This window comes from Nonomuraea ceibae (assembly GCF_019396325.1).
GTDB lineage: Bacteria > Actinomycetota > Actinomycetes > Streptosporangiales > Streptosporangiaceae > Nonomuraea > Nonomuraea ceibae.
Window position 1 is genome coordinate 18470 of sequence record NZ_JAHKRO010000088.1, and the last position, 18853, is coordinate 37322.

Genomic DNA, 18853 nt, shown 5'->3' on the forward strand with positions numbered 1-18853 from the left:
CTCAGCCCACCGCCCCCAGCTCCATGAGCGGCTGCTCGAACTCCACGACGTCGCCGTCGGCGACGTTGACGCGCAGCACCACGCCGGCGCGCCCGGCCACGACCGGGTTCATCATCTTCATCGCCTCGACGATCGCCACCTGCTCCCCGGCCTCGACGTGCTGACCGACGGTGACGAACGGCGGCTGGTCCGGGGCGGGCCGCTGGTAGAAGACGCCCATCAGCGGGGCGGTCACCGCCGTGGCGGCCTCCTCGCGGGGCTCCTCCTCCTGCCGCGCCACCGCCGCCGGGGCTTCCGCGGCGGCGGCCGGGGCGGAGCGTTCGATCTCGATCGTGACGTCCTCGCCCCTGACCACCAGGCGGCGCACGTCGCTGCCGCGGACCAGATCCAGGATCCGGCCCGTGGCCTCGACGGTCGCGCGGAGATCAGTCATGGTCTTCTCCCTCCGTGCTCCACACCCCGTAGGAGCGCAATCGGCCGCGGCGCGCGGCCACCAGGTCGTCGATCGGCACGCCGAGCAGGTCGCGCAGGTGCCGGGCCAGCGTGGGCCCGAGGTTCCGCTCGGGCACCACGGCGTCGACGACCCCCAGCGCCCGCAGGTCCGCGCCGCGCAGCTTCAGCGCCCTGGCGGTCTCGGGGGCCCGGGCGGCCGTCCCGTACAGGATCGACGCCGCGCCCTCGGGGCTGATCACCGAGAAGACGGCGTGCTCCTGGATGAGCAGGCGGTCGCCCACGGCCAGCGCGAGCGCCCCGCCGCTGCCGCCCTCGCCGGTGATCACCGACAGGACGGGGGTGCGCAGCCCGGCGGCGAGCAGCAGGCACTCGGCGATGGCGCCGCTCTGGTTGCCCTCCTCCGCCGCCACCCCCGGGTACGCGCCCGGCGTGTCGACCAGCGTCACCACGGGCAGCCGGTGGCGCTCGGCGAGCCGGAACAGGCGCATGGCCTTGCGGTAGCCGGCCGGATGCGGCATGCCGAAGTTGCGCGCGACGTTCTCGGCGGTGTCGGCGCCCTTGTGGTGGGCGACGACCACGACGGGCAGGCCGTCGAGCCGCGCCAGGCCGCCGAGGATCGCCGGGTCGTCGCCGCCCTGGCGGTCGCCGTGCAGCTCGACGAAGCCGGTGAACAGCTCCTCCACCCGGCGGCGGGCGTTCGGCCGCCCCGGGTCGCGGGCCAGCCGGACCGTCTCCCAGGCGTCGAGGTCCCCGGCCGGATGCTCGGCGGACGGCTCGGCGGGCGGCGCCGCGTCCCTCTCCCCCGACAGGATGCCGAGGACGCGGTCCAGCAGGCCGCGCAGCTCCTGACGCCGTTCGACGCGGTCCACGTGGCCGTGTTCGAGCAGGAACTCGGCGGTCTGGAAGCCCGGCGGCAGCTCCTGCCTGATCGTCTGCTCGATCACCCGGGGGCCGGCGAACCCCGCCCTGGCCCCCTCCTCGGCGACGATCACGTCGCCGAGGCCGGCGAAGGAGGCGGCCACCCCGCCGTAGACGGGGTCGGCCAGCACGCTGACGAACGGCACCCCGGCCTGCCTGAGCGATCGCACCGCCTCGGCCGTCTTGGCCATCTGCAGCAGCGCCAGCACGCCTTCCTGCATGCGGGCGCCGCCCGAGGCGGAGACCACGACCAGCGGGACCCGGCCGCGCAGGGCGTCACCGGCGATCCTGGCCACCTTCTCGCCGACGACCGAGCCCATGCTGCCGCCGAAGAAGGCGAACTCCATGACGGCCAGCGCGACCGGCCGCCCGCCGAGCGTGGCCAGGCCGGTGACGACGGCGTCGTTGAGCCCGGTCCTGGCCTGGGCGCGGGCCAGCCGGTCGGGGTAGGCGAGCCGGTCGGTGAAGCCGAGCGGGTCGAGCGGGGCCAGGTTCGCGTGGCGTTCGGTGAAGCTGCCCGGGTCGGCCAGCATGGCGACGCGGTCGAGCGCGCGCACCGGGAAGTGCCGGCCGCAGTTCGGGCAGGTGTGCTCGTGCCTGGCCAGCGCCTCGTGGTGCAGGAGGACGGCGCAGCCCTGGCAGCGCAGCCAGGTGCCCTCGGGCAGCGCGTTGATCTGCTCCAGCACGGTCATGCGGCGCGCTCCAGCCGCACGGCCGTGCATCCGACGACGCCGTCGCGGTCGACCGAGGTCACCAGCGTCACGGCTCCGGACGGCCCGCCGGTGAGGGCGGCGGCGAGCTGGAACGCGGACGCGGCGGAGGCGGTGTCGCCGAGCGCGTCCCGGCAGCTCCGCCGCTCGGCCTGCGGGCCGACGACGCCGTCGAGGGCGGCGTCCTCCGACTCGGCGCCCGAGGACACGACCAGGCCGACGTCCTCGGCGCGCAGGCCGAGGTCGTCCAGCAGCCCCCGCACGCACGCGGCCAGGATCGCGCGGACCTCCACCGCGCGCTCGTAGGCCATGAAGCGGGAGCCGAGCACGGCCGCCAGCGGCTCGCGGGAGGCGGCGAGCGCGGCCTCCCGCGACTCCAGCAGGAAGATCGCGCAACCTTCGCCCGGCGGGACGTCCCGCTGGCCGACGTGCCAGGCGAGCCAGCCGCGCTGCTCGGAGTACTCCTCGACCGCGCCGCACAGCACGGCCCGGCAGCGGTCGCGGCGCAGCAGACGGGTGGCGTAGTTGAGCGCCAGCAGGCCGGTGGCGGCGCCCCCGGCCACGGTGGCGTTGGGGCCCTTCAGCCCGTGCCAGATCGCGCTCTGCCCGGCCGCCCGGTTCATCACCGTGTTGGGGAAGCGGGCCGGGTCGACGTGGTAGGGCTTGTCCCCGGTCAGCGACTCCTCGGTGAAGTCCATGATGCTCTTGATGCTGCCCGAGCTCGTCCCGAGGACCAGGCCGACCTGGTGCGGGTGCTCGGCCACGGGGGTGTCGAGCAGCATGCCGACGCCCGCCACGGCGATCGCGGTGGCCCGGTCCATCGCCCGCGTCCCCTTCGCGCCGAGGACGGCGCGGACGTCGAAGTCCGGGATGAGGCAGGCGTCGGCGTACGGCCCGCCGGAGGTGGCGGTCGTCGGCCGGTCGCCGGAGGCGAGGCCCGCGGCGAAGGCGTCGACGCCGAGCCCGAACGGGGATATCACGGAGCATCCCGAGATGACCAGCTCATCCATCCTGCCGAATCCCTTCCTGAGATGCCCAGGAGCCGCCCGCGGCCAGCAGTTCGCCGCCGTCGACTCCGATCGTGTTGCCGGTGATCCACGAGGAGGTGGTCGCGGACAGCAGGACCACGGCCTCGGCCACGTCCTGCGGGGTGGTGAGCCGGTGGTGCGGGTTGTTGCGCGCGCTGTCGCGGCTGAACTCCTCGTGCTCCGGGATGCGGCGCAGCGCCGGGGTGAGGGTGACGCCGGCGCGCAGCGCGTTCACCGCGACCCCGCGCGGGGCCAGCTCGCAGGCGAGCTGCCGCACGTGCGCCTCCAGCGCCACCTTCGCCGCCGAGACGGCCCCGTAGCTGGGCAGGTGCTGCACGGCTCCGGCGCTGGTCATCGCGTAGACCTTGGCCCCGGGCCGGAGCAGGTCGGCCGCGCACAGGTCCTGCACCCAGTACAGGAGGCTGTGCGCCATGACGTCCATGGTCATCTCCAGCTGGCGCTGCGTGAGCACGGGGCCGCCGGCCTGCTCGGGCAGGTATCTGACCAGCGTGCCGAAGGCGAGCGAGTGCAGGAGGATCTTCAGCCCCGCCCCGTCCGTCAGCTCGCCGAGCGTGCCGACGAGCTCGTCCCTGGTGGACTTGCGCGCGGCGTTGAGGTTGTGGAAGCGGGCCTGGACGCCGCAGGCGGTGATCTCGTCGGCCAGCTCCGCCACGGATCGGGCCGCGGCCGCGGTGTCGAAGTGGACGCCCACCACGTTCATGCCCTGCTGGGCCATGGCGAGGGCGCACGCGCGGCCGATCCCGCTGGATGCGCCCAGCACCAGGCCCCAGGTCTTGTCGAGTGAGGTCAGCATGCCGGTACCCCCGGGAGGAAGGCGCCGAAGGCGTAGTGGCCCTCGGCCGTCGCGGTGATCACTAAGGTGTTCTCCCGCGCGGTGCGCAGGAGGTCGGACAGCAGCGTCATGGGCGCCAGGCAGCCGCCGGCCGCGGGCTCGGAGACGAGCGGCACCACGCCGTCGCCGGCGATGGCGACGGCCCGGATGACCGCCTCGGCCACGGGCGAGCCGTCGACGACCGCGTGGACACGCGTCGGCCGGACCCGTTCGATGACCGCTTCGGCGTCGGCGAGCAGCCTGCGGCGTCCCTGGTCGGAGGCGACGAGGTCCGGCGGCGCGAACGCGGTGCGCGCCAGCACGCGGGGCAGGTGGGCGGCGCCCGGCTCGACGACGAGCGCCACCGCGCCCGTGCCCTCCATCGCGGCCACGACCATCACGTCGGCCCGCCCGGCCGCCAGCGCGCGCCCGCCCAGCTCGATCGCCTCGAACCCGGCGACGTGCGGCGACGTGCAGGTCAGGCTGAACGCCTTGAGCTCGTGCTCGCCGGTCACGCGGGCGGCCAGCGCGTTGATCGCGAAGTAGGGCGCCATGGCCGGGCTCAGGTCCTCCTGGCCGGTGGCCGTCATGGCCTGGGAAAAGTACTCGCGGACGGCGGTGTTGGAGCCGACCGCCACGCCCCGGCGCTCGGCCGGCGCGTGGTCGAGCCGGCCGCCCCCGGCCACCGCGCGCCGCGTGGCGGCCAGCAGGTAGCGGGAGGCGGGCAGCAGGTACTTGTAGCCGCGCCGGCCCAGCTCCTGCGAGACGTCGGACGGGGCGTGGACCTCGCCCGCCCCGGTGACCGCGATCATGCGGCCTCCAGGACGAACGAGGCGTTGGCGCCGCCGAAGGCGTAGGCGTTGACCAGGACGCGGGGGACCGGCAGCGGCACCGGCGCGTCCACGGGCAGGTAGACCTCGCAGCGCGGGTCCTGCTCGTCGAGCGGGACGTTGGCCGGCACGGCGCCGTCCCGCAGGATCAGGCAGGCCATCACCGCGCCGATCGCCGCCGACGCGCCGCCGGTGTGCCCGAGCAGGGCCTTGGCGCTGTAGAGAGGCACCCGGTCGGCGGCCGTCCCGAGGACGGCGCGCAGGGCCTGGCTCTCGACCAGGTCGTTGAGCACCGTGCCGGTGCCGTGCGGGATGACGCAGCCGGGCTCGTCGCCGGCCAGCGCCTCGCGCATGCCGCGGATGATCTGCTCGCCGCTCGGCTCGGGCGCGGTGAGGTGGTGCGCGTCGCAGCTCCACCCGCTCCCGGTCAGCTTCGCGTACGCCTCCGCCCCGCGCCGGTGCGCGTGCTCGGCGCTCTCCAGGACCAGGATGCCGGTGCCCTCGGCGAGGATCGTGCCCTGGCGGTCCCGGTCGAACGGGCGGCACCGTACGGGATCCACCGCGCCCAGCCGGTCGAACGAGGCCCAGCCGACCCGCGAGTAGGCGTCGGCGCCGCCGGTGATCACCACGTCGGCGTCGCCGGTGCGGATGAGGTCGGCGGCCAGGCACAGCGCGAACCCGCCCGCCGCGCAGGCGTTGCTGACGCTGATGTTGGCGCCGAACGCGCCCAGCAGCCTTCCCACCGCCGAGGCCACCTGGAAGTCCGGGCTCCCGTCGGGGCCCGCCTCGCCCAGGCAGGAGCCGAGGACCACGCCGGCGCGCAGGTCGGGCCGCAGCTCCAGGCCGGCGTCGTCGAGCGCCTCCCCCACGGCCGAGGCCGCCAGCGCCACCGCGCCGGACGCCACGCCCGGGACCCGGTGGATCAGCGGGTGGCGCATGACGGCCGGGGTATCGGTCAGCCGCTGCGGCACCGGCGGCGCCGCGGCGGTCATCGCGGCGCTCAGGGCGGCGGCGCCGTACCCCTGGCACGTCACCGCGCCCACCCCGGTGACCAGGACGTCCGTCATGACGGGCGGTTGGTCAGCGCGTCGTGGAGCCGGTCGTCGAGGTCGACCAGGCTCCATTCGGACCTGCCGGTCAGCCGCGCGTAGCCGTGGGTGATCCGGCCCGTCGCCGTCCGGACGAGCACGCCGTCCCGCAGCACGTAGCAGTCCATCCGGCTGGTGTACGTCAGGCGCTTGAACACCTCTTCGACGGTGTAGACGACGTACAGCTCCTCCTCCATGAGGGCCTCGTCGAGGATGGTGATGCGCGAGTGCGGCACGGCGGGGATGAGCCGCTGCTCGTCCAGCAGCCGCTTGACCGACACCCCCCGGTCGGCGAGGAAGCGGTCCACGACCTCCTCCATCAGCCGCAGGTAGCCGGACATCTGCAGCCGCTCGGTGAAATGGCAGTAGAAGTACGGGATGCGCCACTTCCAGGCGAACGCGTTGCGGCCCGCGGTCAGGTGGTCCTCCACCGTCACGCCCTCGGGCAGCCGCTCGCCCGCCCCGCCCTCCCCCAGCCGCTTCACCACGTACGGCGCCAGCTCGGCGGGGGCGTCCTTGACGTCCTCGCCCCACGGGTCGAGCCGCAGCGCCACGGTGGCCCGCGCGTGGATCGCCTTGCGCGCGTCGCCCTCGGCGGTGATCTTCACGGTGTACGACATGCCGTCGGCCGCCACCTCGGCCACCGCCACGTCGTCCACCCGCAGCGCGCGCAGGATCCGCGTGTCGATGTCCACGAGGTCCACGCACAGTCCGTGGTCGTGATAGAGGTCGGTGACCCGGAGCCCGGCGCCGCGCAGGTGCTCCAGGACGGCCTCCTCCACCAGGTAGTTCAGGTGTTTGAAGCCGATCCAGGTGCCGACGTTGGCGCCTTCGTACCGGGGCCTGAGCCGGGTGGTGTTCACGTGATCTCCAAGGTGTGCGCGGAAACGAAGTCGCCGACGAGCTCGGCGAAGGCCTGTGCTTGCTCGATCATCGGCAGGTGGCCGGCCGCCAGGGTCTCGAAGCGAGCCCGAGGCAGCGCCCCGGCCAGCGCCCGCCCGTCACGCGGCGGCGCCGCCCGGTCGTCGCGCCCGCTGACCACCAGGCACGGCGTGGTGACCGCCGCCGTGTCCACCAGGGGCGAGCGCAGGTACGCCTCGAAGAAGCGCATCCAGCTGTAGGGGCCGAGCCGCTCGCGGAGCTTCACCGCCATGTCGTGGCGCGTGTCCGGGGGCAGCCGGTCGCCGGAGGTGACGCGCAGGCCGTGATCGAGGATCGTGTGGAAACCGGCCAGGTAGCTCTCGATGGTCGCCCAGTCGAACTCGGCCGGGCTGGCCCGGTAGAACGGCGCGACCAGGACGGCGGCGCCGACCTTCAGCCCGCGGGCCAGCGACTCCAGGAGCAGGTTGGCGGCGAAGGAGTGGGCGATGACGACCTCGGCCCCCTCGGCCGCGTCCGCCACCCACCGGCCGGGGTCCGGCTGGAGGGTCCACTCCCGCGTCCCCACCGCCGACCACGGCAGGTCGGCCTCCCACAGCTCCAGGCGGGGCGGGGCGAGCGCGGCGAACGCGTTCCAGGTGGCGGGGCCGCCGCCGAGCCCGTGCAGCAGCACCGTCCGCACCCCGGGCTCCGCCGGTCCCGCCCTCCGCAGCCTCAGGGCCCGCCCCTGGCCCGCCGCCCGGCCGCCGGTGGCGGGCCGGGGCGCGAGCGCGGGATGGGTGCTGGTCATAACGCGGCTCCCGCTCCCGTGAGGACGGTCGCCGCGGCGGCGTCCGCGCCCTGGGTGGTGGCCAGGACGGTGCCGCCCGCCCTCTCCCTCAGCCAGGCGGCGCCCGTCACGCACTGCACGACGCCGAGCGCGCCCGAGGCCGGCCCGAGCAGGGCGGTGAGATCCTGCTCCTCGGCGCTCTCCACCCGGTCGCCGGGGGCCGTCTCCGGACGGCACCACAAGTCCACCCGGTCGTCGAGCAGGCCGCCGAGCACGTCGCCGACGGCCCGGGCGTGCGTCTCCCGCCTGGCGTGGCGTCCCAGCCGGGCCATCGCCGTGGCGCCGCGCTCACGCGCGGTCTCCGCCGACTCCAGCACCAGGGCCGCCGCCCCGTCGAAGGTCGGCCCCACCAGCTCGGCGACCACCGGGTTGGCCGGCTCGACGCCGATCACCAGCATGTGCCGCACCCGTCCCGCCCGGACCATGACGCGGGCCCAGGAGACCGCGTCCAGCCCCGAGGTCGCCCCGTTGCACAGGGTCAGGTTGACCCCGCGCAGCCCGTACGTGATCGCCACCCAGGAGGCGGTGACGTTGCTGGCCGTACCCGGCAGCGCCATCGGGCTGGTCGCGGTGTAGTCGTGCGCGGCGATGGCCGACACCGTGTCGCAGACGGTGTCGAGGTTGCCGTAGTTGGAGCTGACGACCACGCCGACGCTCTCGCCGGGCACCGCGAGGCCGGGGTCGAGCAGCAGCCCGGCGTCGGCCAGCGCGTCGCGCCCGGCGCACAGCGCGAGCTTGGTGGCCCGGTCCTTGTAGCGCAGGCCGCGCCCGGTCAGGCTCGCCGTCGGGTCGGCGGACGCCTCCGGCACGGCGGGCCGCAGCAGGCCGGCCGGACCCGCCACGCCTCTGATCGCCGTGCCCGCTCCTGTGATCAGCATGTCCTCGTCCGGGGTCGTCATGGGCGCTCCACCACCGCGACGGCGTTCAGCCCGCCGAACCCGAACGCGTTGACCTGCGCCAGCCGCAGCTCGTCGCCCACGGCCTCGTCGCGTACCAGCCGCAGGCCGGCCATCTCGTCCATGACCTCACGCACGCCCACCACCGGCGGGATCGTGCCGGTGCGCATCGACTCCACGGCCACGAGCAGGCTGTGCAGCCCGGACGCGCCGGCGGTGTGACCGGTCATCGACTTGATCGCGGTCATCCACGGCGGCGGGGCGCTCTGGCCGAACACCTCGCCGACGCTCCTGGCCTCGGCCTCGTCGTTGAGCGGCGTGCCGGTGCCGTGCAGCATCAGCAGGTCGATGTCGGCCGGGGTCAGCCCGGCCCGCGTGTGCGCCTGCCGCATCGCGATCGTGATGCTCTTGGCGTCCGGCGCGGACGGGTGGTGCGCGTCGCAGTTGACCGCGACCGAGCGCACCCAGCCGTGCCGCGCGCTCTCCGCCCGGCGCAGCACGATCGCCGCTGCCCCCTCGCCCTGCAGCATGCCCCGGCGCGCCTTGTCGAAGGGCCGCAGCGCGTCCGGGGCCTCCGGGTAGCAGCGGTCCAGCAGGCCGTAGGTGCTCTCGGAGATGTTGTCGACCCCGGCCACGATCACCGTGTCCGCCGCCCCGGTCTCGATGAGGTCGCACCCGAGCGCGAGCGCGTACAGGGAGGCGGCGCAGGCGTTCGCGACCGTGGAGACCTGCACCGCGCCGAAACGCCGGCGCAGCGCGGGCCCGAAGTGCAGCTCCTCCAGGTCGAAGTCGACGCCGTCACGCCAGCGCAGCTCCACCGAGCGCAGCTCGCGCAGCGTCGTGCCGATCAGGATCGGCACGCCGCGCAGGTCCGGCAGCTCCGCCTCGGCCGCCGCGGCCTCGATCACGTGCTCCAGCCAGCGCGTCGAGCGCAGCGGCACGTCCCGGCCGCGCTCGGGCCGGTCGTCGATCTCGAACGAGAGCCGCGTACGGTACTTGCCGAGGTCGAACCCGTTCGGCGTGCCCAGCCCGCTGCGGCCCGCGCACAGCGCCTGGAAGATCTCCCCCAGGCTGGAGCCGACGCTCGCCACGGCGCCCGCGCCGCAGATGGCCACACCCGACATCAGCTCTCCTCGTGCTTGCCGAGGATGAGCACCGCGTTGTTGCCACCGAAGGCCAGCGCGTTGTTCTGCACCACCCGCAGGTCGGCGACCCGCTCCTGGTTCGGCACGCAGTCGACGGCGCACTCCGGGTCCGTCTCGACGTGGTTGATCGTCGGCGGGATGAAGCCCTCGGTGAGCGCCAGCGCGCAGGCCGCCGCGGCGAGCGCGCTGGCCGCGCCCATCGAGTGCCCGAGCATCGACTTGATCGACACCGTGGGCGGCGGGCTGCCGCCGAACACCTGGTGGATGGCCTGCGCCTCGGTGACGTCGTTCGCCTTGGTGCCGGTGCCGTGCGCGGAGATGAAGTCCACCTCCGACGGCTTGATGCCCGCGTCCTCGTGCGCCAGCCGGATGCAGGAGGCGATGCTGTCGCGCTCCGGGGCCACCGGGTGGTGGGCGTCGCAGTTGAGCCCGAACCCCAGCACCTCGGCGTAGATCTTCGCGCCCCGGGCCAGCGCCGTGTCGAGGCTCTCCATGAGGAGGATCCCCGCGCCCTCACCGGTCAGGATGCCCTTGCGATCCCGGTCGAACGGCTGGCACACCTCGGGCGCGATCGTGCCGAGCCGGTAGAAGCCGGCGAACGTCTTACGGCACAGCGCGTCGGCGCCGCCGCACAGCGCCACCTCCACGTCACCGCTGCGTACGGCGTCGAACCCGTAGCCGATCGCGTAGTTGCCGGCCGCGCACGCGGTCGGCAGCGTGACGGCCTCGGTGTCCGTCAGCCCCATCTCCCGCGCGATGCTGGACGACAGCCGCCCCGCGCCGATCCTGCCTGCGAGGGCCGGGTCCAGCCCTTCCATCCCGGAGTCGACCCCCTGGCCGGTCAGGACGTCGAAGTCCCGCCCCTCGCCGTTGGTCGTCCCCACCGACACCAGGGAACGCCGCGACCGCAGCTCGGCGAGCGACATCCCGGCATCCTTGACGGCCATCCCGGCCGCCGCCACCGACAACTGGCTCGCCCGCCCGAGCTCGGCCGGGTCGAGCCTCTCGATATACGCTTCCGGATCGAAACCCGCGACCTCGCAGGCGTTGCCGTATTCGAACCCGGTCGTGTCGAACGCGCCGATCGGCTTGACCCCGCTGCGCCCGGACCTGATGCCGGAGAGGAATTCTCCGACGCCGATCCCGATACTGGTTACCACTCCGATGCCGGTGATGACCACCCTGCGCATCACAACGCCTCCGCGGTTGTCTGCCCTAGGCCTCTGCGACGACGGCGTAGACGCCGTTCAGGCTGGTCATCCTGGACAGTTCGGCCTGGTCGATGGTGACCTTGCAGGCTCGCTCGATCGCGGCGAGAATTTCGATGGCGCGCAGGGAGTCGGCGTCGTGGTCCTCCTTGAAGAGGCTGTCGTCCGTGATTTCCGCGGGGTCGATCTCGAGAATCTCGCAGACTATTTCCTTGATGAGGCTGCGCTGCTCCGAATCAAGACCGGCGGCCGCACTTAGCTCCGTCATTCTTCTCCTCCATAAACTTCGATGAAGGAAGAATTGTCGGGGCCGCTATACTTCCCCTATATCGCCGCCCGCCCGGCCGACGCGCCCCTTCAGGCCGGGCAGGCCCGGCCTGACTCCTGGCCCGGCTACCGCGTGCGGACGAACCCGTTCACGATCAGCGGCAGCGACGCGTCCAGCCCGGCCACGTTCAGCACGCCGTCGTCGCCCGGGTCGCCGATCGAGTGCCCGGTGGGGGTCATCGCCGCGACGACGACCCGCGCGTCCGGGTTGACCGTACGCCGGTAGGCGGCCAGCGCCTGCGCCGGGTGGGACCGCCCCGCCCACGTCTCGTTGTCCGTGAACACGACGATCCCGTCGGCGTGGAACCCCTTGCGGGCCGCCCACGTGAACGGCAGCGACAGGTCCGTGCCGCCGCCGGACGGCTGCCAGCGGGCGATCTCGCGCAGGTTGGTGCGCGGCGTCACCTTGGACCCGCGCACCCTCGTGTCGACGTCGATGACGTGGACGTTGCCCTTCTCGACGCGGGACAGCATGACGGCCATCGCGCAGCCGACCTCGTACGGCGAGCCGACCGGCGAGCCTCCGACGCGGACGCCGTCGCCCCAGGCCATCGACCCGGACGAGTCCACCGCGACCAGCAGCCGCTTCCCGGACGGCTCGACCGTGCCGAAGGCGAGCTCGTACGTCTGCTCCAGCGCGTCCAGGATCGCCGGGACCGGCTTCCACGTGTGCCGGACGGCGCGCGGGTTCGGCTGCGCCTGGCCGGAGGCGTAGACGCGCAATGCCAGCCAGGCGTCCATCGGGTGGATGCGGGCACGCGTGATCGCCTCCCGGTCCGTCAGCCGCGCCACGGCGCGGGCGGTGCCGTCGCCGAGCGGCTCCAGCGCGCCGATCCGCGTCATGCGGGCCAGGTTCCGGATCAGCGCGGTCAGGCCGACCGTGTCGATCAGCGCCTCCCACACCGAGGGCTCACGCAGCATCGCGTCCGGCAGGAACTCCCACGGCGCCCGCGCCGCCGTCACCACCCGGACCGCCTCGGCCGGCGTGGTGACGGCCTTCGCGGTCAGGAACCGGTCGACGGCGGGCAGCTCGTCACGCGCCTCGTCGTCGGACACGTTCCCGGCGATCCACCCGAACAACGTCTTACGCTGCTCGTCGTCGGCCACCGGGTGCGCGATCCGGAGGACGTCGCGCAGGTCCAGGCTCTCGCCCTGCGGCGTCCTGCGCTGCCGGGCCTTGCACGCCCGGAACGCCACGTCGTCCGGCGACCCGGCCAGGAACCAGGAGCCGAGCGCCGTCCGCAGCGAACGCCCCACCCTGGGGGCGGTGCCGCGGGCGGTCGGCTTGCCGCCGAGGTTCTTGTAGTAGCCGAAGAACTTCGCCAGATGATCCGTGGTGCGCGCGACCTTCGCCAACGCCGCCTTCGCCGCCTGGCGCGTGTCCGCGTCCCCCTTCGCGTACGCCGCGGCGAGAGCGAACAGCGCCGGGCCCTGCTTCGGAGCCCGCGGCGGCCGCGCCGTCGAGATCTCGGTGAGCAGGGCGACGACGCGCGGCCCGTCCTCGGCGATCGCCTGGAACAGCACGCCCGCGTTCTCGGCGGTCAGCTGGTCCTCGCCCACGTAGTACGTGCCGCCCGTGGTGCCGAGGATCAGGAAGTCCTCCACGCGCGTCCACAGGTCCTTGGCGAACACGTAGCCGCCGGCGGCGTTGCGCACCTGGTCGGCGCGGCCCGGCATCGGCAGGGTCTGCGGAGTGGCGATCGTCGAGACGTTCGCGAGAGGGTCACGTGCCATCGTGCGCTCCTTCGATTCGACCCGCCCGGGGGCGGACATGAGAAAAGGGAGCGGATGTGGTGGTGACCGCCGGGTTAGACAGATGCGCTGTCCAGGCTGCGCCACCTCCCGACGAGCCGGGAGGGCAGGATTCGAACCTGCGACCCTCTGTTCCCGATAACCGACGACCTTCGACCCGCTCCCCTCGCTCGTCAGCCCCGTCGGTGGCGCGGATGTGGAGGGACTGACCGGCTTAAGACGTGCTAGGCCGCTGCACCACACCGCCCGAGGGGCGGCGCCGGGATTCGAACCCGGGTCTCCGCTTTGAAGAGCGATAACCGATCAGATTCGACCCGCGCCACCGACGGGACTGACGAGCGATCAGGTCTGGAACCGGCACGGATATGGGCGTGCCCGCCGGTATTGGCGCTCTACCGACTGAGCTACCGAGACCGGAGCCTCGGGCAGGACTCGAACCTGCGACAACCCCATTGAAAATGGATAACCGACAAGCTTCGACCCGTACCAGCACCAGACCTGACCAGCTCATGAGCCCCGGAAAAGGCGCCGCATTCGATCCTGCGCTTTTCGGGCCTCATGAACTGCCTCCACCGTAGCGGGAGGCGTTATGGGTCACACCTGATTTTCGGACGAGTCACCAAATGTCAGCACAAGGCACCAGGCGACGCACCGACACGCCCCCTCCCCGCCCATGACAGGTGGAACACTTCGCCGCGTGTGCCCACCCTTCGCAGTCGCCCGAACCCCTCAGGCCACCGGCCTACGGACGGCCAGGGCCGCCCTCCCGGCCATCGCGAGGCCGAGGCCCCACGGGAGGCACACGGTGCTGATCGTTCCGTTCCACCAGCGCCATGACCCCTGACGCCACCATGAAGGCAATCCCGATAAGGGCGAAGGTGACCCCCGACATGCCTCCCGACATAAATGCGGCGACAATCAGCGCGAGTAAGCCGAGCCCGATGAAACAGAGCAGTATGTCGCGATTTCTCATGGCGAGTAAGCGTAGGGCTAACGACCTGTCGGAACCGATCAACTCGCCCAGAGAACGAGCTTCCCGTACAGAATCGCACTGAACCAGGCGACGAACATCAGCGTTACTGCCACACGAGCATCCCTACGCTCCCGATCCGTCCGACCTGGCCACCGTGCTCTTGCGAGCAACATGACGGCCACCGCCCCGAGGGCGAGGGTCCCGAAGACCTCGACAGTGGTCACGGCGCGAAGATACTACGACCACAGCCCGCTCTCCAGCCCGAATTCCGCCAAGCAAGACCCACGGCCCAATCAGGGAGCAACAGCGATCGCCCCAGCCACAGCCGGCGGCCGGCCACAGCCAGGAAATTCCGACCGGCAGGCTCACACAAGCGGTCACCCGGAATCCCGCTCGATGACCATGTACTCTCTCGATCTCGTGGGCCTGTGCCCCAAATGATCCATGGTGAATGGAGCGGCTCGTGCTGACCGGCGACCTTGTACGGCTACGCCCCCTTGAACCCTCCGACGCCGAGCTGATGTGGCGTTGGAATCATGACCCCGAGGTCGGACGCTGGATGTTCGGCAGCTATCCGGAGTCGCTCGCACAGATCACCGAACGCTTCGAGGAACTCCCCCGCAACTCCTATGCCAGCGCCTTCTTCGCGTCGAACCGCTCGACAAAAGCCAGTTGATCGGCTCAGTACGCGTCCGCGACGCCGAACCCGAGACCGGCGCCGCCGAACTCGACCTTCGGATCGGCGACAAAGAATATTGGGGCCGCGGCTACGCCACCGACACCGTGAGAGTGATCTGCCGATACGGCTTCGCGGAAATGCGCCTCCACAGGATCCGGCTCACCGTGGTCGCGGAGAACACCGCCGCCATCCGCGTCTACGAAAAGGCCGGCTTCATCGTGGAGGGCCGCGAACGAGAAGCCTTCCGCCGGAACGGCACGTGGCACGACATGGTCATCATGGGCCTTCTGGAGGGCGACCTACGCTGACCGGACACCCGAATCGCCAGACACGCCCGGCAAAAGAACGGCGGCAGCATCATGGTCGGCGGGCGGGCAGCGGGATGGACCGTATTCGTCTCACCCGCGGACGACCTGCCAGAACCACCAGGCGAGAACCCCGATCCCCACGACGGCCAGCACGCCGGCGAGAATCGGCATCTCGTACTGGAGAAGCATCGGGAGGCCCACGGCGCACCCCATGGCGACACCGATGACGACGCCTTTCGTGCTCATCGGCTCTTCGGCCCACGGCGGTGTGTCCGCCTGCCGCATGTCCGCCTGATGGCCGGCATGCTCCGCTGCCTGTTGCGGCAGCGGTTCCCACAGCGTGCCGCAGTCAGGGCAGCGCCACCGCTCGCCAATGGCCGAACCGGAGCAGGTGCACTGGTGGTCGGTCACGGCGTCGTCCCTCCGCAGGTGCGGCACGGCCGCCAGCCCTCCGCCACGGCCTCGCTCAGTTCCGCGGACTCGATCGGCTCCTGGCCACAGCCACTCTTCTGGGGCGGCGTCCACTCTCCGGGATGCCGTTCCAGGATCACCCTTCCTCCAACAGGTCGATCTGCCCTTCGACAGCCCATCCTCGCGGCACTCCGGTGATCCGCAACGGCTTCCGGGGAGCCAGCCCCAGCTTGGAAGCACAGCCCGGCCCCAACCCCAACGCGCGGGACTCCGGGGTCCTGAGGGTGTGCTTGCAGGCCGCACACTTGGCGACATGGTCGAGGGCGGCAGGCTCGGTGAGATCGAGAAGGTTCATCAGAACCGGCCTCCAGCCACCTGCAGCACGGTCAACCCGAGCCGCCGCCACATCGCGACCACGGACGCCCGGTCGTCGATCACCCCGTCGATCCGGAGGTGAGCGAAATGCCGCTCGTAGATCTCCCGCTTCACGACCGTGTCAGCCCGGTTGTCTCCGTTGCCTCGCATCCACAGCCCTTCCGTGTCGTCCCAGTAGCCGACATGGGCGCGCAGCCATTTCTCCGTCTGGCGCCGGCACCTCTCCTTCCTACCGGACACGTAGGCGATGCGGTGTTCGTCACGCAGCAGCGCTTGAACGATCGCGACGACGGGCGGGTTCGGCTGGTCCTCACCCACCCGATCCCACTCGTACGGTCCGCGATCGCCGCGTAACGCGAGTGTGCCGTCGATGTCCACAAGCCAGAGGCTGTTCACGCCCCCTCCTCCACCCCAGTGTCTCGCAACCCCACCAACTCGTACGCGACGCTGCTCAGGGCATCGATCAGGCCAATCATCCGGGTGGCGGTCACGTCATGGACGGCACCCGACGGAGCAGGTGAGACCCACATCAGCCGTCCCCCAGGACCCGTTCTCATTCGCCACTTCTCCACGCCAATCCCATCGCGGTCTACGCCGTCGACGAAAAGCGCACCGGCCACTGTCCATATAGTGACGGAGATGGTCACTCGTATTGTTCCTAGCGCCTATCTTCCTGTCGGCAGGATGCGCCGTGGCAGGTTCGTGGCTGCCGCTCAGGGCGACGACCTCCCACGCCTTAAGCCTGGCTGCCCACAGAGTCCCGCTTGTCTCATCGATCCAGCGCATCGTCATCCGGCGGACGATGAGGCGGTATCCCTTTTCGGACCCACCAGTTCTGTCATCGGCATGTGCCACGATCATCACTATGGACATCGACGAGTTCTGGCACCTGATCGAGCGCTCCGCACAACATCGTCCGAACGAAGCGCGCCTGCAATGGCTGCAACAGGAGCTCATGCGACGACCCGTCGAGGACATTGGCGATCAGTAGCACGCTTGTTCGAGAATGCTCGGATGGAGACGACGCGCGTTGAACTGCACGGATGGCCGCACAACCACGGGCCAGGAGGCTGGGTCGCGCCACACGGCGACCCCGTCTCGCGGTGGCATGTCACCCGCGTGTACGCCCGCTACGTCGCCCCCGAGATCAAACCAGGGCAGCGAAGACCAGACGGGAGACCGTTGAAGCGGCGGTTCGAGATGCGCGCCTACCTCGTGGATCTGGACGGGCAGCCGATGGAGCTACCCGACTACGAGCGCGTGCTCGTACACCAGGTGCCGCCCGTCGGCTGGTGGATGATCAAACCGGTGGATGACGACTACCTGGAAGGCATCGAGAAGTATCGGCAGGAATGATCAGGCTTCCAAGGGGCGGGTTAGACGGATTTCACCCACGAGCGGGCCACTTTGGGAGGCATCGCCAGTTCATCCTGGACGAGTTGGATCGCCTGCTCTTCCTGGCCGCGCACCTTGAGTTGACGTATCCGACCGATGAGCTCGGTAGCCCTAAAGGTGTCTGTGTACTTCAAGACGCGGCGTTGCCGCACGCCTTTGATCATCGACACCAAGAAGAGGATCCATAAGGAGATGAAGACTAGGGCGAATACTCCTACGAAGATCGCTGAAGCTAACTCACCAGTGCTGGGCATGACGTGATCTTAGGTGTATCCGGGCGGGCTCAGCCCAAAGCGGAGGCGTTCAGCGTGAGAGAACGATTCCTTCTGACCCGCCCGGAGGTCTAGGGGCGTGGTGGCAGCGAGACACGGTGATGCTCTTGCGGTACGTCTCGAACGCTTCCGCCTTCATGTCCACCACCATGCTGCCGTCGCCGTGCCGCCGGAACAGGGTCCGACCGCGTACGGGCCGACGAGCCCCCGATACACCTCGCAGCGGGTTCCGTCTTCAGGGTTGAGCCCTTCGGACCGCATCCATTCCAGGAACGGCTCGTACGGGTGGTGCTCGCCCTTGTCGAGGTTGGCGCGCACGTCTACGACGAGGTACGGCTTGCGCCAGCAGAGCCGCATCAGTCGCTCACCCACTCAGCGTTGAAGCCGGGACGGAGGCGGCGGGCGGTGGCCAGAGCCATAAGCGTGTCGCACGGGAACTTGCCAATCCGCGAGCCATCCCAGTCGAAGCAGCACACCTCACACACCGATCCGGGATCCATCAGCTTGCGATACTCCACCCGCCCGTAGCCATCCACAGGCTGGTGCAGGTCGAGTATGCGAAGCTCGGCTTCGCAGCGGGCGATAGTGTCCCTGGGCTGATGGGTGACGATGTGGTCAGCGGCTTCCCGCTTCCACACGCCACCGCCGTCCTCGTACGCGGCTGTAGCCACGCCAGACCGGGCGGGCACCACATCGTGCAGTTCCTCGCTCCACTCCGTGCCGGACTCTGCGGTGGGCGCTCCGTGGATCTGCCAGGCGTCCCCGCACCCGTACTGGCCAGTGTTCACCCACGGGCCAGGAGAGGCTTCGTCAGCAGCGCGGGCAGCTTCGAGGTCTGTGGTGATCGTGGAGCGCAGCCACGAGAGCATGTCGGAGGCCATCAGTCAGCCAGCCGATAACGCTCGATGGCACGCCTCGCCTGCTCGAGGATCCTGTCGGCGTCATCGTCCTTCGCCACCGCCGGTTCGGCGTACCGGTCCACGACCTCGACCGTGTCGGGGACGATCAGCAGAGCGCGAGCGCCAGCGCTGGTCTTGAACCGGTCCCACTGCTCGGCCGCCTGCTCGTCCATGTCCACGTCGTGTTGGTCCACGATCAGCGCGAACGGCTCTTCTACGTCGTCGCCTTTGACCACCGTCGGAAGAGGAAGGATCTGGATGCGCATGACTTCTCCAGGGGTGTTCAGGGGGTTAGGTACGGCCCGCCATCCCACCCCCCAGCGGAGAGCGGGCCGCACGTAGAAGGGTGGCGGGTCCGGTCGGCGACCTCGCCAAAGACACCGACCGGACCCGACCAGGGTGGGCTCACACGCAGCACGGGGGCACTGCGGAGCCGGCGCACTCCTCGGGGAAGAGAGCGCGCGTCTTGACGTGTCTACGGCTGTATAGGGCCGGACATGCGAAAGCCCCCACCGCTCGGGCTTGGGTTCTAGGGTTCGTTGCAACACCCCACTTCAGGGGATGCGATGGACTTCGAGATCCGCAAGGTGCGCAAGGCGCAGGGGGCGAAGAAGCTCCGGGCTGAGCGGGAGGAATACTTTCGGCT

Annotated in this window: 24 protein-coding genes, 1 tRNA gene and 1 pseudogene; 4 read left to right on the forward strand and 22 right to left on the reverse strand. The window is 71.1% G+C overall.

Going from position 1 to position 18853, the window contains the following annotated elements; genetic code table 11:
- Position 1 precedes the first annotated feature (1 nt).
- The 14 genes from KME80_RS36475 to KME80_RS36540 form a co-directional block, all read right to left on the reverse strand.
- Entirely contained in the window at positions 2-433 is a 432-nt protein-coding gene (locus tag KME80_RS36475) for an acetyl-CoA carboxylase biotin carboxyl carrier protein (RefSeq protein ID WP_219511657.1), read from the reverse strand.
- Complete coding sequence (gene accD / locus KME80_RS36480) at positions 426-2063, reverse strand: acetyl-CoA carboxylase, carboxyltransferase subunit beta (protein ID WP_219511660.1); 1638 nt, start codon at positions 2061-2063, stop codon at positions 426-428. The genes KME80_RS36475 and accD overlap by 8 nt, the downstream gene beginning before the upstream one ends.
- On the reverse strand, positions 2060-3091 hold the full coding sequence (locus tag KME80_RS36485) for a beta-ketoacyl synthase N-terminal-like domain-containing protein (RefSeq protein WP_219511661.1): 1032 nt from the start codon (positions 3089-3091) through the stop codon (positions 2060-2062). Before KME80_RS36485 ends, accD begins: the two co-directional genes overlap by 4 nt.
- Entirely contained in the window at positions 3084-3923 is an 840-nt protein-coding gene (locus tag KME80_RS36490; RefSeq protein WP_219511663.1) for an enoyl-ACP reductase FabI, read from the reverse strand. Before KME80_RS36490 ends, KME80_RS36485 begins: the two co-directional genes overlap by 8 nt.
- Positions 3917-4753, reverse strand: a complete 837-nt coding sequence (locus KME80_RS36495) for a beta-ketoacyl synthase N-terminal-like domain-containing protein (RefSeq protein WP_219511665.1) — start codon at positions 4751-4753, stop codon at positions 3917-3919. Before KME80_RS36495 ends, KME80_RS36490 begins: the two co-directional genes overlap by 7 nt.
- Entirely contained in the window at positions 4750-5838 is a 1089-nt protein-coding gene (locus tag KME80_RS36500) for a beta-ketoacyl-[acyl-carrier-protein] synthase family protein (protein ID WP_219511666.1), read from the reverse strand. Before KME80_RS36500 ends, KME80_RS36495 begins: the two co-directional genes overlap by 4 nt.
- The gene (locus KME80_RS36505; RefSeq protein ID WP_219511668.1) at positions 5835-6722 is read right to left on the reverse strand and encodes an acyl-CoA thioesterase family protein; all 888 of its coding nucleotides are present in this window, start codon (positions 6720-6722) and stop codon (positions 5835-5837) included. Before KME80_RS36505 ends, KME80_RS36500 begins: the two co-directional genes overlap by 4 nt.
- On the reverse strand, positions 6719-7528 hold the full coding sequence (locus KME80_RS36510) for an alpha/beta fold hydrolase (protein WP_219511670.1): 810 nt from the start codon (positions 7526-7528) through the stop codon (positions 6719-6721). Before KME80_RS36510 ends, KME80_RS36505 begins: the two co-directional genes overlap by 4 nt.
- Positions 7525-8466, reverse strand: a complete 942-nt coding sequence (locus KME80_RS36515; protein WP_219511672.1) for a beta-ketoacyl synthase N-terminal-like domain-containing protein — start codon at positions 8464-8466, stop codon at positions 7525-7527. Before KME80_RS36515 ends, KME80_RS36510 begins: the two co-directional genes overlap by 4 nt.
- Complete coding sequence (locus tag KME80_RS36520; RefSeq protein ID WP_219511674.1) at positions 8463-9587, reverse strand: beta-ketoacyl synthase N-terminal-like domain-containing protein; 1125 nt, start codon at positions 9585-9587, stop codon at positions 8463-8465. The genes KME80_RS36515 and KME80_RS36520 overlap by 4 nt, the downstream gene beginning before the upstream one ends.
- The gene (locus KME80_RS36525) at positions 9587-10798 is read right to left on the reverse strand and encodes a beta-ketoacyl-[acyl-carrier-protein] synthase family protein (protein WP_219511675.1); all 1212 of its coding nucleotides are present in this window, start codon (positions 10796-10798) and stop codon (positions 9587-9589) included. Before KME80_RS36525 ends, KME80_RS36520 begins: the two co-directional genes overlap by 1 nt.
- 25 nt (positions 10799-10823) lie before the next feature.
- On the reverse strand, positions 10824-11084 hold the full coding sequence (locus KME80_RS36530; protein ID WP_219511677.1) for an acyl carrier protein: 261 nt from the start codon (positions 11082-11084) through the stop codon (positions 10824-10826).
- A gap of 125 nt (positions 11085-11209) precedes the next feature.
- Positions 11210-12877 (reverse strand): TROVE domain-containing protein, encoded by a 1668-nt coding sequence (locus KME80_RS36535; RefSeq protein WP_219511679.1) that lies wholly within the window; start codon positions 12875-12877, stop codon positions 11210-11212.
- A 269-nt stretch (positions 12878-13146) separates the two neighbouring features.
- Positions 13147-13219: transfer RNA gene (locus KME80_RS36540), tRNA-OTHER, on the reverse strand.
- Positions 13220-14331: 1112 nt separating this feature from the next.
- On the opposite strand from KME80_RS36540, the gene KME80_RS52220 reads away from it, so the two are divergent.
- Together KME80_RS52220 and KME80_RS36550 are read left to right on the forward strand one after the other, a co-directional pair.
- Complete coding sequence (locus tag KME80_RS52220) at positions 14332-14544, forward strand: GNAT family N-acetyltransferase (protein WP_219511680.1); 213 nt, start codon at positions 14332-14334, stop codon at positions 14542-14544.
- The gene (locus tag KME80_RS36550; protein WP_219511681.1) at positions 14541-14855 is read left to right on the forward strand and encodes a GNAT family N-acetyltransferase; all 315 of its coding nucleotides are present in this window, start codon (positions 14541-14543) and stop codon (positions 14853-14855) included. The genes KME80_RS52220 and KME80_RS36550 overlap by 4 nt, the downstream gene beginning before the upstream one ends.
- 90 nt (positions 14856-14945) lie before the next feature.
- Here KME80_RS36550 and KME80_RS36555 read toward each other — a convergent pair whose 3' ends face one another.
- The 4 genes and pseudogenes from KME80_RS36555 to KME80_RS50995 all read right to left on the reverse strand — a co-directional run.
- Complete coding sequence (locus KME80_RS36555; RefSeq protein WP_219511682.1) at positions 14946-15266, reverse strand: hypothetical protein; 321 nt, start codon at positions 15264-15266, stop codon at positions 14946-14948.
- 136 nt (positions 15267-15402) lie between these two features.
- Positions 15403-15621 carry a DUF6011 domain-containing protein gene (locus tag KME80_RS53400; RefSeq protein ID WP_219511683.1) on the reverse strand — a complete coding sequence of 73 codons (219 nt, stop codon included), beginning with the start codon at positions 15619-15621 and terminating at the stop codon, positions 15403-15405.
- The gene (locus KME80_RS36565) at positions 15621-16037 is read right to left on the reverse strand and encodes a phosphatase domain-containing protein (RefSeq protein WP_219511684.1); all 417 of its coding nucleotides are present in this window, start codon (positions 16035-16037) and stop codon (positions 15621-15623) included. Before KME80_RS36565 ends, KME80_RS53400 begins: the two co-directional genes overlap by 1 nt.
- A gap of 50 nt (positions 16038-16087) precedes the next feature.
- A pseudogene (locus tag KME80_RS50995) lies at positions 16088-16186 on the reverse strand (IS5/IS1182 family transposase); the annotation flags it as partial.
- Positions 16187-16506: 320 nt separating this feature from the next.
- Between KME80_RS50995 and KME80_RS36570 the strand changes: the two are divergent.
- Complete coding sequence (locus KME80_RS36570; RefSeq protein WP_219511685.1) at positions 16507-16632, forward strand: DUF4240 domain-containing protein; 126 nt, start codon at positions 16507-16509, stop codon at positions 16630-16632.
- Between the two features lie 23 nt (positions 16633-16655).
- A complete protein-coding gene (locus KME80_RS36575) occupies positions 16656-16997 on the forward strand; it encodes a hypothetical protein (protein WP_219511687.1) in 342 nt (113 codons plus the stop codon).
- 20 nt (positions 16998-17017) lie between these two features.
- On the opposite strand, the gene KME80_RS36580 is transcribed toward KME80_RS36575, so the two are convergent.
- The 4 genes from KME80_RS36580 to KME80_RS36595 all read right to left on the reverse strand — a co-directional run bounded on the left by KME80_RS36580 (position 17018) and on the right by KME80_RS36595 (position 18473).
- Positions 17018-17290 carry a hypothetical protein gene (locus KME80_RS36580; protein ID WP_219511689.1) on the reverse strand — a complete coding sequence of 91 codons (273 nt, stop codon included), beginning with the start codon at positions 17288-17290 and terminating at the stop codon, positions 17018-17020.
- A gap of 153 nt (positions 17291-17443) precedes the next feature.
- Positions 17444-17665, reverse strand: coding sequence for a hypothetical protein (locus tag KME80_RS36585; protein ID WP_219511691.1), 222 nt, complete (start codon positions 17663-17665; stop codon positions 17444-17446).
- Positions 17665-18189 (reverse strand): DUF6221 family protein, encoded by a 525-nt coding sequence (locus KME80_RS36590; RefSeq protein WP_219511692.1) that lies wholly within the window; start codon positions 18187-18189, stop codon positions 17665-17667. Before KME80_RS36590 ends, KME80_RS36585 begins: the two co-directional genes overlap by 1 nt.
- Positions 18189-18473: a hypothetical protein gene (locus KME80_RS36595; RefSeq protein WP_219511693.1), complete on the reverse strand. Its 285-nt coding sequence runs from the start codon at positions 18471-18473 to the stop codon at positions 18189-18191. The genes KME80_RS36590 and KME80_RS36595 overlap by 1 nt, the downstream gene beginning before the upstream one ends.
- Positions 18474-18853 lie beyond the last annotated feature (380 nt).